This is a genomic window from Terrimonas rubra, assembly GCF_042686025.1.
GTDB classification, from domain to species: Bacteria; Bacteroidota; Bacteroidia; order Chitinophagales; family Chitinophagaceae; genus Terrimonas; species Terrimonas rubra.
In genome coordinates this window covers 2,104,776-2,126,879 of sequence record NZ_JBHUOZ010000003.1, presented here as the reverse complement: position 1 = coordinate 2,126,879, position 22,104 = coordinate 2,104,776, and the positions used below count along the sequence as shown (strand labels likewise).

The following is a 22,104-nucleotide window of genomic DNA, read 5'->3' as shown; positions in this document are numbered from 1 at the left end:
AATTATGCTGCTTTGATAAAGAACTAAATTACCAACAAATCATCGAATTGCGGTTACATATTTACGCGGCATGTTAACTTTGTGCGAGGTAAGTCACTCCGTTGTTAAATCACCTATTGTCAGCTATATGTTCCGGTACCTTTTTCTATATAAAAAAATAACGGTCGCCACGATGATGGTGTTATTGAGCGGGCTCTTGTTTGCTCAAAATAAACGTAATGTAACGGTACGGACTTTAAACACGGTGATCGATTATATGGACGAGGCCAGCCGGATCAATCAGCTGGTGTATTTTGACCTGCTTAATTTTTCACAGGCCTACTTGGTCAATATAAAAAAGCGCTCACCTAATTACTGGTACAGTAAGATCAGCGCTACTGCCCGGCTTAAATCGGGCTCCTATGCCGAATTTCCGCAAATAAAAACCGATAAAGAAGGCTTTATCAATGATTATGACGCTACATTCGTCCCGCTGTACAGGGCAAAAAACGTAATGGATGCGGGCATCCGTAGCAACAAACTCAACAACCCTGCTGTATTATCGGCGCTCCGCGCTTTTGATGTACAGCTGGATAGCATGGTGAATGCCTTTAAAGAACTGGTGACCTATATACACCAGAAAAAATTTGATAACGATGATGGATTTATACAAGCGCAAAAAATAATAGACCGCCTAACACCCTTATTTGACGGGTATAAAAAAGCATCGGATCATTTATACCAGGCCATTGAAAACTATTATACAACAGCCTTAAAGCCCGCTGCCACGCAGGCACTTATCCAAACAGCACAAAAGGAGTTGTTACAGAGCGTAAACCTGTTAGAACAGTGGGAACAACAGTTGTATGCGGATGATGATGGTTTACGCCTGCAAAATGACAGCCAGTTAAGGGCTTTGTATGAAGAAGGAAAACAAAAAGATAGTTTGTATTTAAGCAATACTTACGGTTACAATTACCTGAGCCATGGTGCGTTCCCGCATTCCCGGTATAAAATGTTTTACAGCAATATGCCGTCCACCATATTCTGGTTTAAAACCGATACGGTTTATCACAATAAACAGCTGCAAAGGGGCGTGAATAATTATAATGCATTTGTAAACCGGTATAACTGGATGATACATTATTATAACCGGTTTATCGAGAGTGCAGATGGACTGGCTATCTCCAACACCCTGGAATATTCCATGAAGATGGCCGCCGATGTGGGCCTGGATACGGCTCAGAATGTATTATTGAAAAAGCCCCGCATTGGGTACCGCTTTGGCCTGGTGCAACCTTCGGAAACAGAGGCTGCAGTAACACAAACGGAAAAACCGGTAAGAATCGATACGGTGATGCGTACAGCCGCTGCTACCCGTTTACAACAGGTTCAGCCCAATCATACCGTCTATTTGCTGGATGTGTCCAACTCTATGCTGGAACAGGACAGGCTGGATAGCCTCAAAAAGGCGATTTTATATCTTGTCTCATTACAAAGAGAAGTGGACCGTATTTCGGTGATCGAGTTTGCCCGTAAGCCGGAAGTGATCCTGGATTTTATTGCCTGTAATAACCTGCCATTGATCACTAATAAGATCAACAGGCTGCAGACCAAGGACGCTACCAATGCGGGAGAAGCCATTGTAAAGGGGTATGAACTGATCGACAGTATTGGCTTTTATGCGGGTGTGACCAAACTGATGATCATTACTGACGGCGCTTTTGAAATGGATAAAGCAACCAGAAAATTGTTAGAGGCAAAACAAAAATCGGGGGTGATACTCAGTATACTCTTATTGACTAAATACCCGCAAAGTTCTACCACCGGGTATTTTAATAAACTCATCCGGAAGGGCAGGGCTCAGGTGTACACGCTGGAACAAAACAGTTTACAGGAAGTGTTGTTGCAGGAAGCTGGGACGATTTGGTAATGAGTTGATTTGGAAATTTGATAATGAGAACATCTTGAATGCTGGAAATGTACTTAATGCTGATTAGTATTAATGGTGCACAAGCGTGCGACGCAAGGGACGATGATCAAAGTACTGCAGCCGGGAACAAAAAAATCAATCTTTTATTTTGTAAAATTTACCCTATTCTTCCTCTAACCTGTCTGGTTTAACTTCTACCACATCGTTCATAATAAATACACCTTTCGGGAATATATTATTGAATTTTAAACGGTAGGCTTCAGCCTCCTTACGGTCTTTAAAATTACCGGCACGGATGCTGTAGTAAGGCGATTGGTGAAACATGTATGCTTTTAACTCGGGAAAGTAGTTGTATACCTTGGTTTTGGCCGCAATAGCTTCATCACGGTTATTGGTTCGAATGATGAGTAAACGGTATCCTTTGGCGGTACGACGGGAGTCACGGGTAGTTACTTCATTGATCTGGGCCTGTTTTTTTACCAGTATGTCCAAACGCGGATCTTTATGAATAGTTACGCTGCCACTGTCAACCGTAGTAATGGTTTGCGCTTGTACAAACAAACAGGAGAGCGAAAATAAAGCGATAAGGATAACTTGTTTTGTCATAATGGTTTGTTTTAACCCAAAAACCTTACCAAAGATGCCGGTTAAGGCCATTTGGTTGCCCGGGTTAACGGTAACGGGGCAAATGTAACCAGAATTTTACATTTGCCCCGTTAAACAATTGTTGAGATATGTTAGTAACCGCCGCCGGCTCCGGCAATATTTTCTACCGGGTGCCAGGTGGTTTTTATTTCAGTTGAATCGGTAATAAAGTAGGGTGATTGTCCTTCTTCGCTGTTCCAGTCTACCTGGTCGTAAAAATGCAGGCGTTTTAAGTTTACAGCCGCTTTTTCGCGGAACATGTTTTTATTGGCCGTATCTTTTTCGCAGTAGATCACTGTATTAACATCCATATGCTCGGCAAACCATTTGGCCAGCTCGGGTATCTTGCCGGTTAAAATATTCACCACGCCCCCGGGCAGATCAGAGCTGTTCAATACCTCCGCAAAAGTTACCGCACATAAAGGTTTTTGTTCCGATGCCAGTATTACACAGGTATTACCACTGGCAATAACCGGTGCCATTACCGAAACCAATCCCAGTAAAGAGCTGTTTTGCGGGGCAATAATAGCCACCACACCGGTAGGCTCCTGTACCGAGAAGTTGAAATGAGAGCTGGCTACCGGATTAACGGCGCTGAATACCTGCTGGTATTTATCGCACCAGCCGGCATAGTACACCAGCCGGTCAACCGCCAGGTTCACTTCGGCATTGGCTTGTGCTGTTGTAAGATCCTGCTGTACCAGCTCATCTACAAACTGTGTCCTGCGTGTTTCCAGCATTTCGCCAATACGGTACAATATCTGGCTGCGGTTAAACGCGGCACGGCCGCTCCAGCCGCTGAAAGCACCGCGGGCCGCTACTACCGCATTCCTGAAATCCTTCCGCGAGCTTAAACACATGTTGGCCAGTTGCTTTCCTGCCGCATTTTTCGCCGCATAAAACCTTCCCGATTCGGTGCGGGGGAATTGGCCGGCGATGTATATTTTGTAGGTTTTTAATATCTCTAAACGACTCATGATGTTTAATGTTTAAAGTTTAAGGTTTAACGTTTCTTCCGTACCCCTTCAACACCTGTTTTGTTTAAATAATTGATCAGGTTTTGAATTTTGCCGCTTGTTTGTGATGACATGACATGCAGCATTTCAAAATCTGATTGAGTAATAAAATTTCTATCTAAGGATCTGTAAAGTTGTGATCTTAGTTCTCCGCAAGATCCTTTTGCATAGCCTAAAAATTGTATAAACTCTCCTCTTGTGCCTCTTTCAAATCCTTCAGCAATATTGTCCATAATAGAACCGGAGGACGCTTCCATTTGTGCTATCAGTTTAAAACTGGTTTTAAATGACCCTGTATCAATAAGTACTCCAAGTTTGTGACAAAGCTCTCTGGCAATCTTCCACGCTTCAATATCCTCAAATTGTTTAATAGTTGCCATAACATTAAACTTTAAACACTAAACTTTAAATATCCTTCTAACCCATGCAACCCGCCTTCTCTGCCAAAGCCACTTTCCTTATAACCGCCAAAGGGGGAAGTGGGGTCGAATTTGTTGAAAGTGTTGGCCCATACCACGCCGGCACGCAGGCGTTTGGTCATGTTGAATACTTTGGAGCCTTTGTCGGTCCATACGCCGGCGCTGAGGCCGTAGGGTGTGTTATTGGCTTTTTCAATTACTTCATCATCGGTACGGAACGTTAGGATGGAAAGTACCGGGCCAAAAATTTCTTCCTGGGCAATACGGTTGCTCTGGGCCACATTGGTGAACAGGGTAGGCGGGCAGTAAAAACCTTTTTTGGGAATAGGGCAACTGCTTTGGTAGATCTCGGCGCCTTCTTTTTTACCGATGGTTAAATATTTATGAATGGTGGCTAACTGCTCTTTGCTGTTGATGGCGCCGATATCGGTGTTCTTGTCCATCGGATCGCCAACGATTAAAGATTCTATACGGTCCTTTAATTTTTTGATCACTTCTTTCGCAACAGACTCCTGTACATACAAACGGCTGCCGGCACAGCATACATGACCCTGGTTAAAAAAGATGCCGTTGATCACGCCTTCCACTGCCTGGTCAATCGGGGCATCTTCAAAAATGATATTAGCTGCTTTGCCCCCTAATTCCAATGTCAGTTTTTTATTGGTACCGGCAGTAGCTCTTTGAATAATTTTCCCTACTTCCGTGCTGCCGGTAAAAGCAATTTTATCCACGCCGGGATGGTTAACCAACGCAGCGCCGGTAGCGCCTGCACCGGTAATAATATTCACTACCCCGGGTGGCAGGTCAGCTTCCTGTATAATTTCGGCGAGTTTTAAAGCCGTCAGGGGCGTGGTCTCTGCAGGTTTAAGTACTACGGTATTACCGGTAGCTAAGGCTGGAGCAATTTTCCAGGCAGCCATTAATAAAGGGAAATTCCAGGGAATGATCTGCCCGGCAACACCTAAGGGTTGTGGCCTGCGATTGGGGAAAGCGTATTCCAGCTTATCGGCCCAGCCGGCATAATAAAAAAAATGGTTGGCAGCTGTGGGTATATCAAAATCGCGGCTTTCGCGGATGGGCTTGCCACCGTCTAAAGTTTCTATCACCGCCAGTTCCCTGGCTTTTTCCTGCACCATCCGGGCAATACGGAAAATATATTTTGCTCTTTCTTTGGCCGGTAATTTTTTCCATGTTTTATCGTAAGCATTCCGGGCTGCAGTAACAGCTTTATTTACATCGGCCTCATTGGCATCGGCCACTTCGCTTAATTTTTCTTCGGTAGCCGGGTTAATGGTACCAAAGTATTTTTTTGATGTTGGTTGCTGCCATTTGCCATCAATAAATAAGTTATATTGTTTATTAATGGTAGCCGCAGCTTTACTCTCCGGTGCAGGAGCATATGTCCAATCGGTATCAAATTTTAATTTGATCGTATTTGTTGCTTTCTTTTTAGTTACAGCCATAAAAAGAGTTAATCGTTAATAGTTATCAGTTAATCGGTCTGAGCCGTTAACCGGTTTATTTTCCTGAGTTGACTAAGTAATTAATATATCCGTTGATCAGTGTTATGCATTTCAAGAACTTTTCCATTGCAACACCATAATCTTCTTTTGAAATATATTGCTCATCCAATGCAATGATTAGATGGTCTTTTAATTCGTATAAAGAACCCCTGCTTTGCCTGCAGAATTGTGCATTTTCTTTAAAATGAAAACGTCCGTATCCTTCTGCAATATTATTGGTTACACTTCTGGATGCTCTCAGCATCTGACTTGTAAGTATATACTTTTCTTCCAATGGGAAGTTTTTTGTTATAGTGCTGATAAACCTGCGTAAATCTGTACAAATTTTCCAACATTCAAGATCTTCGAATGATTGAATATTTCCCATACGGTTAACGTTTAACTAATAACCAATAACAAAAATCAGTCTACGCTGAAATAATTCGCACTCTGGTATAGCCCGGTTTTTTCTTTTGCAATCTGCATCAGCACATCATTGGCCAGGCTGCTGGCACCAAAACGGAACCATTCATTGTTCAGCCAGTCATTACCCAGTGTTTCTTTTACCATAACCAGGTAGTGAAGGGCCAGCTTTGATTTGGATATGCCGCCGGCAGGTTTCATGCCGATCATCTTGCCTGTTTTATAATAAAAATCACGGATGGCTTCCAACATCACCAGGGTTACCGGCATGGTTGCAGCAGGTTGTATTTTACCGGTAGAGGTTTTAATAAAATCAGCACCGGCATGCATGGCAATATCACTGGCACGGCGTACTTTATCATAAGTACCCAGCTCGCCGGTTTCCAGTATAACTTTTAAACGGGCATTGCCGCATGCTTCTTTAATAGCGGCTATTTCATCAAATACAAAATTATATTCGCCCTCATGAAATTTACCCCGGCTGATCACCATATCAATTTCATCGGCACCTTCACTTACGGCAAATTTGGTATCGCGGATCTTTACATCACGGGGCGCCTGGCCACTTGGGAAGGCAGTGGCCACAGCGGCAACTTTTACACCCGAACCTTCCAGTGCTTTTTTGGCAATTTTTACCATGGATGGGTACACACATATGGCCGCTACACTGGGTAAACCGGGTATGGCATCATGCGGGTGCATACCCTTATAACAAAGCTGTTTTACTTTGCCGGGGGTATCTTTCCCTTCCAGTGTGGTCAGGTCAATCATATTTAATACTAGCAATAAGCCGTTCAGCTTGGAGTCTGCCTTAATACTGCGGGTGGTAAAACGTGCTGCCCTTTCTTCCACACCTACCTGGTCAATGCGTGGCGAAAGACGGAAATCGGGTAATAAGTTTAAATTGGAGGCAAGCGCCATAGGGGAAACTTTTATGGGGTCAAAGATAGTGTAAGTTAATGGTTCATAGTTAATGGTTCATAGGAAGATTAAGAGCGTTCAAAAAGTTCAAGGTTCAAGCGTTCAAAGGTTAAAGGGCTTAGTAAAAAACAAAATAATTCCTCATTCATCATTTATAATTCAACATTCATAATTTCTCATTTCCAACGCATAAAAAAAGCCGCACCTGTAACCAGTGCAGCTTTTAATTTTTATTTTCTTTCTGAATCTATTAAGCCAGTTTCTTTTGCAGGTTGGCATCAATAGCATCTAAAAATTCTTCGGTATATAAATAATGCTCGCCGTGTTTTACTTTATTACCGTGTATACATACCGCCAGGTCCTTGGTCATTTTACCTTCTTCCACGGTTTCAATACAAACGGCTTCCAGGGCATTGGCAAAGTCAATTAAAGGCTGGTTACCATCCAGTTTACCACGGAAAGCCAAACCACGTGTCCAGGCAAAAATGCTGGCAATAGGGTTAGTGCTGGTTGGGCGACCGGCCTGGTGCTCACGATAGTGACGGGTTACGGTACCATGGGCAGCTTCTGCTTCCAGGGTTTTACCATCAGGCGTAACCAGTACAGAGGTCATTAAACCTAAAGATCCAAAACCTTGTGCAACAGTATCACTTTGTACGTCGCCATCATAGTTTTTACAGGCCCATACAAAATTACCATTCCATTTTAAGGCGCTGGCAACCATGTCGTCAATCAGGCGGTGCTCATACACAATGCCTGCCGCATCAAAATCGGCTATAAATTCATTCTGGTATACTTCTTCAAAAATATCTTTAAAACGGCCATCATATTTTTTCAGGATGGTGTTTTTGGTAGACAGGTATAAAGGCCATTTTTTACTCAGGGCCATGTTAAAACAGCTGCGGGCAAAACCGTAAATGCTTTCGTCGGTATTGTACATGGTCAAAGCCACGCCATCGCCTTTGTAGTTATACACTTCAAAAGTCTGTGCTTCACCACCACCTTCGGGTGTAAAGGTCATGGTTAACTTGCCTTTGCCTTTAATTACGGTATCGGTAGCACGGTACTGGTCGCCAAAAGCATGACGGCCAACAATAATAGGGGCATCCCAGTTGGTTACCAGGCGGGGGATATTTTTAATAACGATAGGCTCACGGAATACGGTGCCGTCCAGTATATTACGGATAGTACCGTTAGGGCTTTTCCACATTTGCTTTAAGCTGAACTCTTTCACACGGGCTTCGTCCGGTGTAATGGTGGCACATTTAATACCTACACCATATTTTTTAATCGCTTCAGCCGAATCAATGGTCACCTGGTCATTGGTGGCATCACGGTGTTCTACACCCAGGTCATAATACTTTATATCAACTTCAACGTATGGTAATATCAATTTATCCTTAATAAACTTCCAGATAATGCGGGTCATTTCATCACCGTCAAGCTCAACTACTGGATTAGCTACTTTAATCTTTTGCGACATAGTTCTGATCAATTTTACAGGTTAATATTTGAATGTTTGCAAATGTAATAGTTTTGATAGGGTTAACAATCCTGTGAAGTTGATAAAAAAAATCCACAAAAAATTGATTTGAATCAAATAATATTGTACCTTTTGTCTGGTATGGATGCCTTATCTTATTTCTTTACTTACCTGAATAAGTTTGCTCCGGTTACACAAAAGGAGTACGAGGATCATCTTGTGCCTATCATACAGGTCCGCAAATTCCACAAAAAAGAAATAGTCAGTTATGCAGGGGAAGTGGAAGATGATTTCAACTTCATTGTCAAGGGACTGGCCCGCAAATACTATAAAAAAGGAGAGGAGGAGATCAATACCCAGATATCGGCCGAAGGACACCTGATACTCAGCCAGGAATCCTTCCATAGCCGTAAACCCTCCGAGTATTTTATTGAGACCATTGAACCTACCACTTTTATCACTATCAAATACGATGACCTGGAAAAAATGTACCGTTCGTCCTGGCATATGGAAAGGCTGGGCCGGCTCATCATTACTTTTTCCATGATCATTAAAGACCGCTGGCAGATGCAGATGGTAAAAATGACCCCGAGAGAGCGGTTCCTGCATTTTGTGGAAAGAAACCCCGACCTCATACAACGGGTACCCCAGAAATACCTGGCTTCATACTTAAATATCAAACCCGAAACCTTCAGCCGCTTCAAGCATCTTACCAAGCCGCAACCCTCTTCTAAAAAAGATAACCAGTAGCCGGTATCAGGCTAAAATTTTATTGCAGGAATTAATGCAGCTATTACCTTTGCTCACGCAAAAAAATAATAGTTTTTGTAAGACCTCAACCAAATCTCTTCTGCATGAAAAGCATAAAAACCATTGCAATTATTGGCGGTGGCCCCTCGGGCTGTGCGCTGGCTACCTTATTACAACGAAAAAACAAATATAAAATCGCTGTTTTTTACCTCGAAAAAAGACCGGAGATCATCGTTGGTGAATCACTTGTTCCGGCCATTATGCCTTTTTTACAAAAGCTGGGTATCGAGGAGGAAATGAAAACCTACAGTACCTACAAGCCCGGCGCTTCTGTATGGATCAATAAAGAGGAGGAAGCCACTTCGCCTTTTAGTATGGGGCAGGGTACCTTGCCGCCTTATGCGTATAACGTACCCAGGAAGGACTTTGATAAAACCGTCTTCAACCTGGCAGTAAAAGAAGGCGTGCAGTTTTTTAACCAGGTAGCAAAAATTGAAAAGACCGGTAATGGCGATCAGTTAAAACTCAGCGATGATACCATTGCCGCTATCGGCGACTATTTCAATGGCCAGCCCGATCTTATTGTAGATGCCAGCGGCCGTTCCCGTACCATCAGCCGTTTGCTGGATATTCCTACCCGTACCGGTAAACGTAAGGACGTAGCCTTATTCAGTCACATGACCGGCACCGAACCTATCGAGCCATTTAATATCCATCTGCATCGCCTGGAAAAAGGGTGGAACTGGCGTATCCCTTTACCCGACCGTACTTCGGTAGGCGTGGTGATCAACCCTGAACATTTAAAGGACTATGGCGCTACCCGCGAGGAGCGTTACGATAACTATATACAAAGCGAGCCCACGCTCAAAAAATTTGCCGGTAAAGGCACCCGTGTAACCGGGGTGGTACAGTATGATAACTACCAGCTTATCAGTAAAAAAATGTATGGTCGTAACTGGGTACTCACCGGTGATGCCGGCGGCTTCCTGGATCCTATTTTCTCTTCGGGTTTATTCCTCGCCATTAAAGGTGCTTTTCGCCTGGCCGATGCAATTGATAAGGATATGGACGGCGCTTTTGCCCAATACCAGAAAGAGCAAATGCGGGAGCTGTATGTATGGCAGCAACTGGTAGACAAATGGTACAGCGGGCAGTTATTCAACCTGTTAAAAGTGGGTAGCGACAGGATGGATTCAGCCATCGGCCGTTTCCTGGGGCCGCATATACAAAAACACCTCACCCGTATCTTCTCCGGCGAAGCCGTATACCGCTGGTACAGCCGGCGTTTCCTGCAATTTGTAATGGGTGGCATGTTAACCTTAATGAAAATAGGACGACTCAACCCCTATAAACTTAAAGACTTCGAAGTAAAATAAATATAATAAAAGAGCCGGGGCTGTCAGCTGTAGTACCACTATCAGCTGTTGTCCCGGCTTTCCGCTGTACCTCCCGGCAATATCTTTTTCCAGGTAGTGATCCTTACAGGTCGATGCCGCTGCAATCCGGCAGCCTTTCCGCTTAATGGCTTTAATGAGCAAGTGGAAAGCTAATACATAAGCAATAAATACATAAGTTACCAATATATTTGTATTTTATGTATGTTTGTAAAATAATACGCTGTACAATATGAATAAAAGTGCTTTATACAAAGGTTGCCTGGAGCCGGTTTTACTCAAGCTACTGGCGGAGAACGGGAAAATGTATGGTTATGAAATAACGCAGAAAGTAAAGGAGTTAACTTCCGGTGAACTGGCCATTACAGAAGGCGCCTTATATCCGCTGTTACACCGTTTGGAAGGCGAGGGTATACTGGAGGTTCAAATGGAATACATTGGTAACCGGGTGCGGAAATATTATACGCTTACCAAAGCCGGTAAAAAACAAAAGAGCAAGGCGGTAGCGGAGCTGGAACAGTTTAAAAACACCTTGCAGTTATTGCTTCAACCTAAACTGGGCTGATATGTTAACAAACGAACAGGTACAATACCTGCATCAATTTTGTGTAAAACACTATGTGCGTTATTACGATCTGCAGGTTGAACTGGTAGATCACCTGGCCGAAGCCATTGAAGCCAAGCTGCAAGCAAATCCTTCACTGGATTTTGACAAGGCGTTGAACGAGGTGTATGCCGGCTTTGGCATTTCGGGTTTTGCCCCTGTAGTGGCGGAACGAATGGTAGCATTACAAAAATCGGGTAGTAAACAATGGCGTAAAGCCTTTACCAGTTGGTTTACTGTTCCCCGTATTATCATTACGGCCGTCATATTCCTTTTATTATACCTGCCTTTACAGTTTAGCCTTTTTCCTAACCCGCAGGATGGTTTACTGCTCTATGCGGTATTGGCATGCTTGCTGGGTTTAGGCATGAGCATTTATAGTTTGGTAAAATTTAAAAAACCTAAACGTTCCCTGTTATTCCTGCAGCAGGGCAGAGGTGCCGATGTTTTATCCTGGATGTTACAGGTGCCTGTTTTTTATTTTTACTTCGTACCGGGATTAAAAGAAGCAACGGTTCATATCCAGGTCGTTAATATCATTTTTACCGCTTTTGCCGTTTGTATGTTTGTTTGTTGCCTGGCCCAGTTTGATGTATACAAAAAAGCTTATACAAAGGCCAGGGCCCAATACCCGCAGGCATTCTAACAGCCTTTGACAGGTATGTTAAACCTCCGTTTTTAACAACTTATTTTAATATCCTGGTGTAAATTGTAAGGCACACTGTTTTATTATTAGCCTCAATTGATAAACCGGGATTTATGAGAATTTATACCTACCTGTTAATTTCACTCCTTACTGGTTCACTGTTGTTTGCCTGTACGGCCGAAAAAAAAATGGCGCAGAAAGGCTTTTATAAAGAGCGTTATAACCTGGTGATACCTGCCGAATGGCAGAAAAAACCGGCCACTATCGATGTAGTTACTGAAGTGTTGGAAAAAACACTGGTACAATTAAAGGATAAGGAGTTTTGCTTTAATTGCCAGGCACTTTATACGGTGGCCCTTGAAATTGATAACTTTGAAAAAATAGCCCAGACCTCGGTAGAAAAAGTATTTGTTTTTGATGCCCGGTTGGTTTTATCCGATACCACCCAAAAAAGAATAAGTAGTTTGTTATTGCTGAGCAGGAATGAGGATGAATTGGTATACTATAATGTTCCCAGCCGGCCTACGCATGACCCGGTGGTATCCGGTGCTTTATATAATGGCATCAGGGATGTGGAAATGCGCCCTAAAGAGCTCTTACATACCGTTAGCAAAAACCCGGATAACGCCATCCGTACCGGGCAGGTAAACTACGGCAATGCCTACAAACAAAACGGCAAAGAAAAATTCAGGCTGCATAATATTGATGAATCGATCGTTAATAAATTTATCCTGGAAAAACTGGTGATATTAAAAGGTCACCTGAATAAACTGGAATCAGGCCAATAATAACCGGCGGGGATTATTTATTCAAGCCCTGATAAAAACAAACCTATATCACTGGTCCATTCCTTATCATATTGCTTTAAATAATTTTCATGCCCTGCATGGGGATAGGTGGCCAGTTTTTTGGGTGAGCTGATATTGTTGTATATATCCTCTGTTTCTTGCCTGCTTACATTCTTGTCTTTTTCACCATACATGAGTAACACAGGACTTTTTATGTTACGGGCATAGGCCACGGGCTCATGTGCAAATGGCCAGAACTTATTTTGAACCCCGCCCCAGAAAACCAGCAGATGGGCCATGGGAAAAGCAGGCAGGTTCATATTGTTAAACCGGGCAGCTACCGTCCGGTACATGGTTCCAAAAGGGCATTCCAGTATAAGAGCCTGCGGTTGTAAATCGTGATCATGAACAGCTTTCATAATCGCTACAGCGCCCATAGATGTACCGAACAGTACAATATTTTTTTCACCCTTATTAACCAGGTATTGCCAGGCGGTATATACCTGTTCTGCTTCCATAAAGCCAATGGTGGTCTGGTTCCCTTCCGATCCGCCGCTTCCCATAAAATCGACCAGTAAAGTATTATAGCTTAATGCCAAAAACTTATCTGCCTTATCCAGCATGGATGATTTATGACCACCATAACCATGAAAAATGATCACGGTCCCTTTAGCGCTGTCATTGCGGATGAGCCAGCATTCAATTTTTTTATTGCTTTGCAGAACAATAGTCTCAAATGGTTGTACCGGTAAAGCCGTATTAACCGGCCTGGGATTACTTACACCGGTAAATAAGGTAGTTAGTTTTTTAAACCAGCTGAGTTTATCAGGGCTTTGGGTTTTAACGGAGGAGGCATGGGTGAAATGCGTAAGCTTATAGGCATGCATATAAGCAATAACATTCACTATAATAAAAATGGCACTTAGAAAAATGAAAACCTTTTTGATCTTTACTTTCCTAAGTGCCATATATGAAATACTTTAATGCTGCCTTACAACAATAAGGAGATTTATTTCTTGCTGATGCGGTATAATTTGCCGCCGTCGGTTACTGCGTATAATTTACCATCGTTATAAGCCACATCCCTGAAACGTTCGTTCACATCGGTTAACAACCTTTCTTCGCCCACCACTTTATTGTCTTTAATAACAATGCGTGCAATATGCTGGCTGCTTAATCCGCCGATAAATAAATTATTCTCCCATTCGGGTATCGCATTCCCTTTATAAAAACTCATACCACTGGGCGATAATACAGGGTCCCAGTAATAAATGGGTTGTTCCATTCCTTCTTTTTGCTGAATAGGAGGAGTGCCAATGGCCTCACCGCCATACTCAATACCGTATGTTATCACCGGCCAGCCATAGTTTTTACCGGGTTTAATAATATTGATCTCATCGCCGCCACGTGGACCAAATTCGTTCTCCCATAACTCACCGGTTACGGGGTGTATATCCAGTCCCTGGGGATTACGCACGCCGTAAGCATATATCTCAGGCATTACATTGGCTTGGCCAATAAAGGGGTTACCCGGTGCCGGCTTACCTTCCGTTGTAATTTTAAATATTTTTCCCAAACCCGAATTCAACTGCTGCGCCTGTACACGGCCCGCCAGTATTGACCGTTCGCCGGTACTTACAAACAGGTGCCCGTCCTTATCAAAAATTAAACGGGAGCCGAAATGCAGGCTGCTCTGCAGGCTGGGCGTTGCCCGGAAAATAACAACAGGGTTATCTACTTTACCGGCCGCTTCATTTAAAACACCCTTTGCTACGGCCATTAAATTACCGTTGCCCTGTTTTTCAGAGAAAGACCAGTAAATGGTTTTATTCGTACCAAAAGCCGGGTCCAAAGCAACATCCAGCATACCGCCCTGGCCGCCGCTTTCTACTGCCGGTAAGCCCTCAATCTTTTTTACCAGCCCGCCATTGGCATCATGCACCTGCATCTGTCCGCCCTTCAGCGTTATCAGTAAGCGGCCATCAGGTAAAGGAATAACTGCCCATGGACTGTTTAAATTATCTGCTAATTTATCTACCTGGTAAGGTGTTTTTGTTTTTACACCGTTTATCCGGGTCTGGCCGGTAAAGGCAGGTTTATAATCTGAATTTGGTTTCTTGGTTTCAACAGGAGGCAGTAATGTATCGCCATTATTGTCACCGTTATTATTGGTGACCCCGTTTTTATGATTACCACAACTACCCAATATTACTGTAGCTATTACAGCCAATACATAGGGGTTATTTTTTGAGGGCATAATTGTATTTTTTAGGTGTGTAAATATAATTAATCAATTTTGTAATCGGGTAAGTAAAACAACGTGAACATTTTGTAAAACAGATATTTATTCTGACCGGTTATTTACTTAACAGACAAGCTTTCTTCACAGCAATCATGCCAATATGATGAAAGGGAACAGGTATACAGGTAAAAACAGCAGCACCGGCAATGCCAGTGCTGCTGTATGGTTTAAGGAATATGTGACAGTAAGAAAAAGCGTTAAAACCTGTTTTCACCAGGCTCAGGTTTGGCATGTGAGGTGGGTTGTTCGGAATCGGTAGCAGCTTTCAGGTCGCGGGTGTTTTTCTGTACAGCAATGGCCGAGAACATACTTAATACAAAAGAGATCGCATAAAATCCTTTTTCACTTCTTTCAATGTCGGCATTCCACAAGCCAACGGTTAACAATACAATGGTAAGCAGGGTGGTGAACCAGGCAATGCCATAATACAAATTGGTTACCGGTATGCCTTCTAACTGGTCTCTTACCGCTTTTTGAACGGATATGGCAGAAAAAAGTCCGAACATCAATACCGTAAAATAATAACCCTTTTCGTTCAGCTCCATTTGGGCATTCCAAAGCCCTACATTATAGGCAATAATACCGGTAAGTAAAGCCACCCAGGAAGCACCGATAAAGGCGGCCGAAGGACGTAATGTGTTGGTTGGGTTCATGATTTTTTATTTTATGAACCAAATGTAAAAGGCGGGACCGGGTCCTGTTTTGACAATAGTCAAATACCCGTTTTTAAATTGTTAAAGCCGGCTGCGGGTGCGGCTCAGGGTTTCCTGCGAGATGCCCAAATAAGAGGCGATATGACCCAGCGGTACTCTTTCAATAATATGCGGCGATTGCTGTATCAGGCTTTCGTATCGTTCTGCAGCGGTTTTAAACTGGGCATTCACAAACCTCTCTTCCAGGCGTATATAATACTTTTCGTAAGCAATACGTACCAGTCTTTCTATTTCATGGTGTGCATTGTACAGGCTGTTTAATTTATCTTTTGATATCTTCCATAAAATACTGCCTTCCAGCAGCTGGATATTTTCTACCGAAGCCTGGCCGGTAATAAAACTATGAAAGGAGGTTACAAAATCGTTCTCAAAGCCAAACCAATGGGTGATCTCTTTACCGTCCAGGGTATAATAACCCCGTACGGCACCGTGTTTAATAAAATAAAGATGACGGCATACCTGGCCCGATTCCAGTAAAAAGTCGTTCCTGCTGAATACCACTTCTTCAAAACTATCCGATAAAACATGTAATGCATTATCACTTAGGTGGTAATAGCCCCGGATATGGTTAAATAGTTCTTGCATAACAGCAGCTTATTGACTTACTCGTATAAATCTTCCTTACGTGAAAGTATTTCCCGGTATTTATTGAACAACATGGTTTTGGATACAAAGCCCACAAATCGCTTTTGTCCATCCAGCACAGGCAAAAACCAGCTCTGGGTCTTGTCAAACTTTTCCATAATACTATGCATATTATCCTCGCTTTGTAATATAATGGCTGCGGGTTTCTTTGCCAGAGAGCGCAAAAGGGTTCTTTCAAACAACTCGGGTTCAAATATCTTTTGTTTAATATCGTTCAGTTCAATCACACCGATAAATTGTTTTTTCTGATCGTGTATCGCAAAAATGCTTTTCTCACTTTTCTTCAGTTCATCTATCAGTATTGAAAAAGGTGCATCGCCGTTCAGGGGCTCATAATCGGTGAGTAAAATATCATTGGGATCAATGGAAGTAAGAATGTTTTTTTCTTTCTGGTGGGTAAATATCTCACCTTCCAGTGCCAGTTTCTTGGTGTCCATAGAAAAAGGCTCGTAGGTTTTTACAATAAAAAAGGACATGCAGGATACCAGCATCAGGGGAATAAATAATTCATACCCATTGGTCAGCTCGGCAATTAAAAATATAGCGGTAAGGGGCGCATACATTACACCGCTTAACACGCCGGCCATACCCACCAGGCTAAAATTACTTTCAGGCACTTTAAACCAGGGGGTATTATTCACCAGGCGCGAAAAAGCAAAGCCAAGGTAAGCGCCGGTGAACAGGGAAGGGGCAAAATTACCACCGTTACCACCACTGCCAATGGTAATGGCAGCCGCCAGCGGTTTTAATAAAAATATAAGTACGGTGAAGGCAATTAATCCCCAGTTCTCACCCAGTAAAGTAAAAATATCTGCTTTTTCAGAGATGCTCACACTGTTCCCGCTGGCAATATTCTTGATATTTTCATAACCCTCACCAAAAAGCGGTGGGAAGAAAAAGAATAAGGCCACCAATAACAAACCACCGGCAATGGCTTTACTGTAAGCATTCACCTTCCAGTCGTGCAACTTATGTTCGGTATACTTAAAAATACGGGCATAGTAAAGCGACACGAAACCCGAGGCTAAGCCTAATAAAATATAAAAAGGTACATTCTTATAATCAAATGTCTGCTTCAGGGTAAAATTAAAAAGTATGGACTCCTGTAAGATGATCTTTGAACAAAGTACGCCGGTAACCGAAGCAATGATCAGGGGGATAAAATAACTCACGATTGTTTCGGCCAGTAATACCTCTATGGCAAAAATTAAACCGGCTATGGGCGCATTAAAGGCGGCGGCTATACCCGCCGTTGCCCCGCAGGCAATTAGCAAAGTACGTTCAGAATAGGTGAGCTCGCTGATACGGCTGATATTGGAGCCGATGGCCGAACCTGTTGCTACAATGGGCGATTCCAGACCCACCGATCCACCCAAACCTACCGTAATTGAACTGGTCACCACATGCTGGTAGGTATGGCGTAAAGGTATAAAGGATGAACGGCGGGCAATGGAACGTAATACCATGGCAATGCCGGTTTCAATCTTGCTGCCAAAAAAGTGGCGGATAATAAATACCGTGATCAGTAAACCCAGGCAGGGGAAAAACAAATAAGCAAAAGGCGACAGGGGAATGCTCTCTATCCAATGTTGTAAATAGTGCACCAGTGTTTTTAAGGCAACCGCTACCAGGCCGGATATTAAACCAACAATGGCCGCCGCTATCATAATAAACTGTACCCGGCTCAGCCGCTCTCTTAACAGATAAAGAATGTATTGATAAACCTGCTTTATCGGTTTTTTCATGAACACAAAAATTGGTTAGCTGCAAATATAAGCCTGTTTTAACAAGTGGTTTTTTACGGCCTGTAATAGCGATACCGGTTGTCACTTGTTGGGGTTCAATTTTTCATTTGTTCAGCTCTTGCGAAAGTTATAAATTGTAGTATTGTTTGACCATATAAAAATTCAACTATGTCTGAACCGGTATTCCCCAATGGGTTTGACTCCTGGCAAAAAACACATTTTGAAGTGGTGGAAGCCTTGTGTTATATCAGAAGCCTGCACGAAGATGAAATACCCAAAACATTCAGTGAAATGATGGACCGTACTGCTACCGAACAAATGTACCGGCTGGCAAAGGAGCTGACCGATAAATACGAAACCACCCGCAAAAACCAGGTCAACAATAAAACCTTCTTTGTGAATATCGAAGATTTTGTAAGTGAAGAAGTAAAACAGCTTCCTAAGGATTATATTAAATAATACACAATATTATTATTTCACCCCGTTCATTCCTTCCAAACCTTACATAGATATCGCTGCCATCCGGCAGCTTTTGGTCTTTATAACAGTCTTACGGTGTTTTCCCCGCTCTCTTTGTTGTTTATTTTACAATTAGCAGCTATTTTGTGGCGCATTAGCACCAAAATAACATACATGTACAGATCTGCCACCACCATTTTTATTATTACCGCTTTCCTGTTCTTAAATCATACCTCAGCCCAAAATAAATTGGATAATGCGTTACTATGGCGTATTACGGGTAATGGTCTCAAAGAGCCATCTTATTTGTATGGTACTATACATATCACCGATAAACGGGTTTTTCAACTGGGCGATTCTGTTCATGCGGCCATTGCCAATACCAAAGGACTGGCGGCCGAGGTAGAAATGTTGTCACTGGGTAACGAAATGATGACTTCCTTTGTCAATACTTATGAGGATGAAAGACTGACAGTAACTGAACAACCAAAAGAAGTACTGCTGAAGAACCTGCTGGATAAAGAAGCCTGGAAATATTATAAACCCAAACTGGAAAAACTATTAAAGATCAAAGGGGATAAAATAACGGTGTCGGACCTCAAAACATATAAAAACACCCGCAAAAATGATATACTTAAAAAGGGGGAAATGCCTACCTTTTTAGATGCCTGGCTACTGGGCTTTGCGAGGAAAAACGGGAAATGGATCGGCGGGGTGGAAGACCCTGAAGATCAGCAGCAGGAAAATACAAGCGTACAAAACCTGGAAGAACAGATCAGTAATCTCTTATACGAGGAAAAACATTTAGCCGTGCAGATGGACTGGCTCATCCGTCAATACCTGGGTAACAGGCTCGATTCTATTGAGCAGATGTATTACCGGGATGGAAGGGAGATGGATCCTGTTATGATCAGGCGTAATAAAAAAATGGCTTACCGTATGGATAGTTTATCCGCTGTACGAAGCACTTTTTTTGCAGTAGGGGCGGCACACCTGCCGGGCGATGAAGGAGTGGTGAACCTGTTGCGGGATAAAGGTTTTACCCTTACCCCGGTATTTTCTACCAAACGGATAATGCCGGAAGACCTGCCCGAAATTTCCCAGGAAAATTATTGGAAAACCCTGGCTTACGAGGATAGTGTTTACCTGGTTAAAATGCCGGGCGAAGCACAACGTATAACCAATGGGGCGGGCATGATGATGGATATGAGCATGTACTTTGATATGGCTGCCATGCAAATGTATATGTCGCTGCAAACCCCCATACAGGGCGAGAAAAAGGGAGAAGCGATACAACGGATCATTAACGGGCTGAATAAGGATAAAAGCGGGAAAAAGAAATTACTGCAAAAAAAAGAAATGGTCATTAAAGGTATGCCGGCAGCAGAGTTCCTGGCATCCTTTGCCGGCGGGGTGATGAAAGGACAGGTAATTGAACTGGATGCAAAAGTGGTGGTATTAAATGCGGTGATGGCATTTAAAGAAGACGATCTCAGCAGTCCGGATGCTAACTTTTTCTTTTCATCCTTTGCTTATGACCCCAAACAACTGGAGAAAAAAGGAACGGATAGTTATTGGATGAACCTGACGGACGAAAGCCTCGGCTTTTCCACTTCTATCGTTTCCCTGGCTAAAAAGGAACCGAAGAAAACGGTAGACGAGGACAGGACAGAATATTCCTGGATCGGCCTGGATGCCAAAAACCAGATCGTTTATGGCGCCAGTGTATTAATGTACAATCCCGGTTATTACCAATCCCAGTTGGATACGGCTTTGTTTTTAGCTATGAAGGATAACCTTTCAACTATGTTCAAACCTTCCCGCTTATTGGACAGTTCATTTACTGTTATGGATGGCTACCCGGCATTTTCCGGAACAGTGTCGGGCAAAATGGAAGGTCAGGAAATGATGGTAAAGTATAAACTGGTACTTCGCGGCGGCATTTTTTATTACCTGTTCACTACTTACGAGCCACGTGATCAGAACGATATTATGGCCGGCCATTATTTAAATGCGTTTAAACTGCTGCCGTATAAAAATGCAGGTACTACCCTGGTTAAACCCGATAATGCTGGTTTTTCTTTTCATACATCGGGAGGAATAAAAGACCGGACCGATGATTATACTGATCAATCCGATGGTAATATACGGGCGGCACAGTCGTACGAACTCTACGATTCACTTACCGGGTACACTGTTAATATTGATAAAACAATTATTCCTGATTGGTATTGGGTACAATCAGACAGCGCATTTTTTGCCAACAGGGCCGGTATTTTTACAGGCAGGAACGACTCATTAATAAACTATACCGTATCTAATAAGGGCAATACCAAGGAAGCATCCTTTATTGTGGTTAAAGAAGGCACCCAGATACTTAAAAGAGTAAAACTTGTGCTGAACGGTAATGAGTTGTATGAGCTATATGGTTTTATATCCTCCCGGGATACACTCAATAAAAGGCTGGATTATTTACAAAGCTTTACCGTTACTGAGCCGTTAAAGCCGGTTGACAGGAGCCGTTCCAATATCGCAACCTTACAAAAGAAACTGGCTAATGCCGATGCTGCTGAGGTAGAGGCAATTTTACCATGGGTGAAGACGATCAACTTTACACCGGCCGACCTGCCGGTATTAAAACAAATGGCCCTGCACCCTTATGCAGATATTGATTCTTTGCATACTGGTATGAATAGTTATTTATTGCAGCGCATTTCGGTACTGGATACTACGAACACCATGGTTGCCGATATCAATACAGGGTACGAAGACCTGGGAGAAAAAGATAAGAAGTTAAAATACCATTTGCTTAACCATCTGTCAAACATCAAAACCGAAGCCAGTTATACCGTATTAAAAAGATTGCTTTTATTACCATCCACCACTTTGGGTGAGGAGGATTATATCTACCTGAGAATGTATGATTCACTGGCACTTACGGCTACTTTATACCCCGACCTGTTACAAATAATTAAACGCCCTAATTTCTGGCCTTATATAGTTGAATCGCTGAACGATGTACTGGATAATAAAGTTGCAGACCCGGCCATCATATTACCTTACCAGGATGATATTATTACCGTGGCCGAACAGGCCTATGAGCTGAACAAAGAAAAAGTGGAAGAAGATATTTATTCCCATGTACAACTGCTGGCATTGCTGGCTTACCTGGATAATGAAAGGAGTAGCAAAGTGGCTGAAAATTTTTTACAGTTTGAAAACCGGGAGTTAAAATTTGCCGCGGTAAAAGTGTTATTAAAACATAATAAGCCGGTTCCTGCCAAAGAAATTGAACTGCTGGCAAAGGACGATTATCACCGCCTGCCCTTATACGAGTTTTTAGCTGAACAGAAAAAGGAAAGCCTGTTACCTAAAGCTTATCTCAACCGGAAAGAACTGGCAAAATCAAAGATCTATGACCTGGCCACAGATGATGAAATAGAAGCCGAAAAAATCACCTTCCTTGAAGAGAGGACAGTAAAATATAAAGGTGAAGATAAAAAGTTCTTATGCTTTATTGTTGCTTTTGCCGAGGAGGATGAAGAGGGTAATGCCACCACAACAAACTATCTGGCCGTTGCCGGACCCTATTCGCTTAAGGGTAAAGAACTGGTAAGCAAACACGAGGCTTCAGGGATCATGTGGTTTGAGGAATACAAAAAGAGTAACCTCAACAGCCTGTTTAATCAATACCTGATCCAGCTGGAAAAATACGAGGATGAAAAATGATCGCGGCT

Annotated in this window: 20 protein-coding genes; 8 read left to right on the top strand and 12 right to left on the bottom strand. The window is 42.8% G+C overall.

Annotated features, from left to right (window positions below; all coding sequences use genetic code 11):
- Positions 1-172 precede the first annotated feature (172 nt).
- Positions 173-1,912 (top strand): vWA domain-containing protein, encoded by a 1,740-nt coding sequence (locus tag ACFS6H_RS18200; protein ID WP_386102394.1) that lies wholly within the window; start codon positions 173-175, stop codon positions 1,910-1,912.
- Between the two features lie 162 nt (positions 1,913-2,074).
- Here the strand turns inward: ACFS6H_RS18200 and ACFS6H_RS18195 are convergent, their stop codons facing one another.
- From ACFS6H_RS18195 to ACFS6H_RS18165, 7 genes are all read right to left on the bottom strand, one after another.
- Positions 2,075-2,518, bottom strand: a complete 444-nt coding sequence (locus tag ACFS6H_RS18195) for an SPOR domain-containing protein (protein ID WP_386102391.1) — start codon at positions 2,516-2,518, stop codon at positions 2,075-2,077.
- A gap of 131 nt (positions 2,519-2,649) precedes the next feature.
- On the bottom strand, positions 2,650-3,534 hold the full coding sequence (locus ACFS6H_RS18190) for an aldehyde dehydrogenase family protein (protein ID WP_386102388.1): 885 nt from the start codon (positions 3,532-3,534) through the stop codon (positions 2,650-2,652).
- A 26-nt stretch (positions 3,535-3,560) separates the two neighbouring features.
- The gene (locus tag ACFS6H_RS18185; protein ID WP_386102385.1) at positions 3,561-3,953 is read right to left on the bottom strand and encodes a four helix bundle protein; all 393 of its coding nucleotides are present in this window, start codon (positions 3,951-3,953) and stop codon (positions 3,561-3,563) included.
- 11 nt (positions 3,954-3,964) lie between these two features.
- A complete protein-coding gene (locus ACFS6H_RS18180; RefSeq protein WP_386102382.1) occupies positions 3,965-5,455 on the bottom strand; it encodes an aldehyde dehydrogenase family protein in 1,491 nt (496 codons plus the stop codon).
- Positions 5,456-5,510: 55 nt separating this feature from the next.
- Positions 5,511-5,882 carry a four helix bundle protein gene (locus ACFS6H_RS18175; protein ID WP_386102379.1) on the bottom strand — a complete coding sequence of 124 codons (372 nt, stop codon included), beginning with the start codon at positions 5,880-5,882 and terminating at the stop codon, positions 5,511-5,513.
- Between the two features lie 35 nt (positions 5,883-5,917).
- Complete coding sequence (gene deoC, locus ACFS6H_RS18170) at positions 5,918-6,838, bottom strand: deoxyribose-phosphate aldolase (protein WP_386102376.1); 921 nt, start codon at positions 6,836-6,838, stop codon at positions 5,918-5,920.
- A 250-nt stretch (positions 6,839-7,088) separates the two neighbouring features.
- The gene (locus tag ACFS6H_RS18165) at positions 7,089-8,321 is read right to left on the bottom strand and encodes an isocitrate dehydrogenase (NADP(+)) (protein ID WP_386102373.1); all 1,233 of its coding nucleotides are present in this window, start codon (positions 8,319-8,321) and stop codon (positions 7,089-7,091) included.
- A gap of 108 nt (positions 8,322-8,429) precedes the next feature.
- Between ACFS6H_RS18165 and ACFS6H_RS18160 the strand changes: the two genes are divergently transcribed.
- From ACFS6H_RS18160 to ACFS6H_RS18140, 5 genes are all read left to right on the top strand, one after another.
- Complete coding sequence (locus tag ACFS6H_RS18160) at positions 8,430-9,071, top strand: Crp/Fnr family transcriptional regulator (RefSeq protein WP_386102370.1); 642 nt, start codon at positions 8,430-8,432, stop codon at positions 9,069-9,071.
- Between the two features lie 104 nt (positions 9,072-9,175).
- Positions 9,176-10,447, top strand: coding sequence for an NAD(P)/FAD-dependent oxidoreductase (locus tag ACFS6H_RS18155; protein WP_386102367.1), 1,272 nt, complete (start codon positions 9,176-9,178; stop codon positions 10,445-10,447).
- Positions 10,448-10,697: 250 nt separating this feature from the next.
- On the top strand, positions 10,698-11,030 hold the full coding sequence (locus tag ACFS6H_RS18150; protein ID WP_386102364.1) for a PadR family transcriptional regulator: 333 nt from the start codon (positions 10,698-10,700) through the stop codon (positions 11,028-11,030).
- 1 nt (position 11,031) lies between these two features.
- Complete coding sequence (locus tag ACFS6H_RS18145; protein WP_386102361.1) at positions 11,032-11,715, top strand: hypothetical protein; 684 nt, start codon at positions 11,032-11,034, stop codon at positions 11,713-11,715.
- Between the two features lie 113 nt (positions 11,716-11,828).
- Positions 11,829-12,503 carry a hypothetical protein gene (locus ACFS6H_RS18140; protein ID WP_386102358.1) on the top strand — a complete coding sequence of 225 codons (675 nt, stop codon included), beginning with the start codon at positions 11,829-11,831 and terminating at the stop codon, positions 12,501-12,503.
- Positions 12,504-12,520: 17 nt separating this feature from the next.
- Here the strand turns inward: ACFS6H_RS18140 and ACFS6H_RS18135 are convergent, their stop codons facing one another.
- From ACFS6H_RS18135 to ACFS6H_RS18115, 5 genes are all read right to left on the bottom strand, one after another.
- On the bottom strand, positions 12,521-13,471 hold the full coding sequence (locus ACFS6H_RS18135; RefSeq protein WP_386102355.1) for an alpha/beta hydrolase: 951 nt from the start codon (positions 13,469-13,471) through the stop codon (positions 12,521-12,523).
- Positions 13,472-13,512: 41 nt separating this feature from the next.
- Positions 13,513-14,760, bottom strand: coding sequence for a PQQ-dependent sugar dehydrogenase (locus tag ACFS6H_RS18130; protein ID WP_386102352.1), 1,248 nt, complete (start codon positions 14,758-14,760; stop codon positions 13,513-13,515).
- Positions 14,761-15,002: 242 nt separating this feature from the next.
- On the bottom strand, positions 15,003-15,458 hold the full coding sequence (gene yiaA / locus ACFS6H_RS18125) for an inner membrane protein YiaA (RefSeq protein WP_386102349.1): 456 nt from the start codon (positions 15,456-15,458) through the stop codon (positions 15,003-15,005).
- Between the two features lie 81 nt (positions 15,459-15,539).
- The gene (locus tag ACFS6H_RS18120) at positions 15,540-16,103 is read right to left on the bottom strand and encodes a Crp/Fnr family transcriptional regulator (RefSeq protein WP_386102346.1); all 564 of its coding nucleotides are present in this window, start codon (positions 16,101-16,103) and stop codon (positions 15,540-15,542) included.
- Between the two features lie 17 nt (positions 16,104-16,120).
- On the bottom strand, positions 16,121-17,908 hold the full coding sequence (locus ACFS6H_RS18115) for a chloride channel protein (protein ID WP_386102343.1): 1,788 nt from the start codon (positions 17,906-17,908) through the stop codon (positions 16,121-16,123).
- Positions 17,909-18,076: 168 nt separating this feature from the next.
- Between ACFS6H_RS18115 and ACFS6H_RS18110 the strand changes: the two genes are divergently transcribed.
- Positions 18,077-18,367, top strand: coding sequence for a hypothetical protein (locus ACFS6H_RS18110; RefSeq protein ID WP_386102340.1), 291 nt, complete (start codon positions 18,077-18,079; stop codon positions 18,365-18,367).
- Positions 18,368-18,541: 174 nt separating this feature from the next.
- Entirely contained in the window at positions 18,542-22,096 is a 3,555-nt protein-coding gene (locus tag ACFS6H_RS18105) for a TraB/GumN family protein (protein ID WP_386102337.1), read from the top strand.
- Positions 22,097-22,104: the final 8 nt, after the last annotated feature.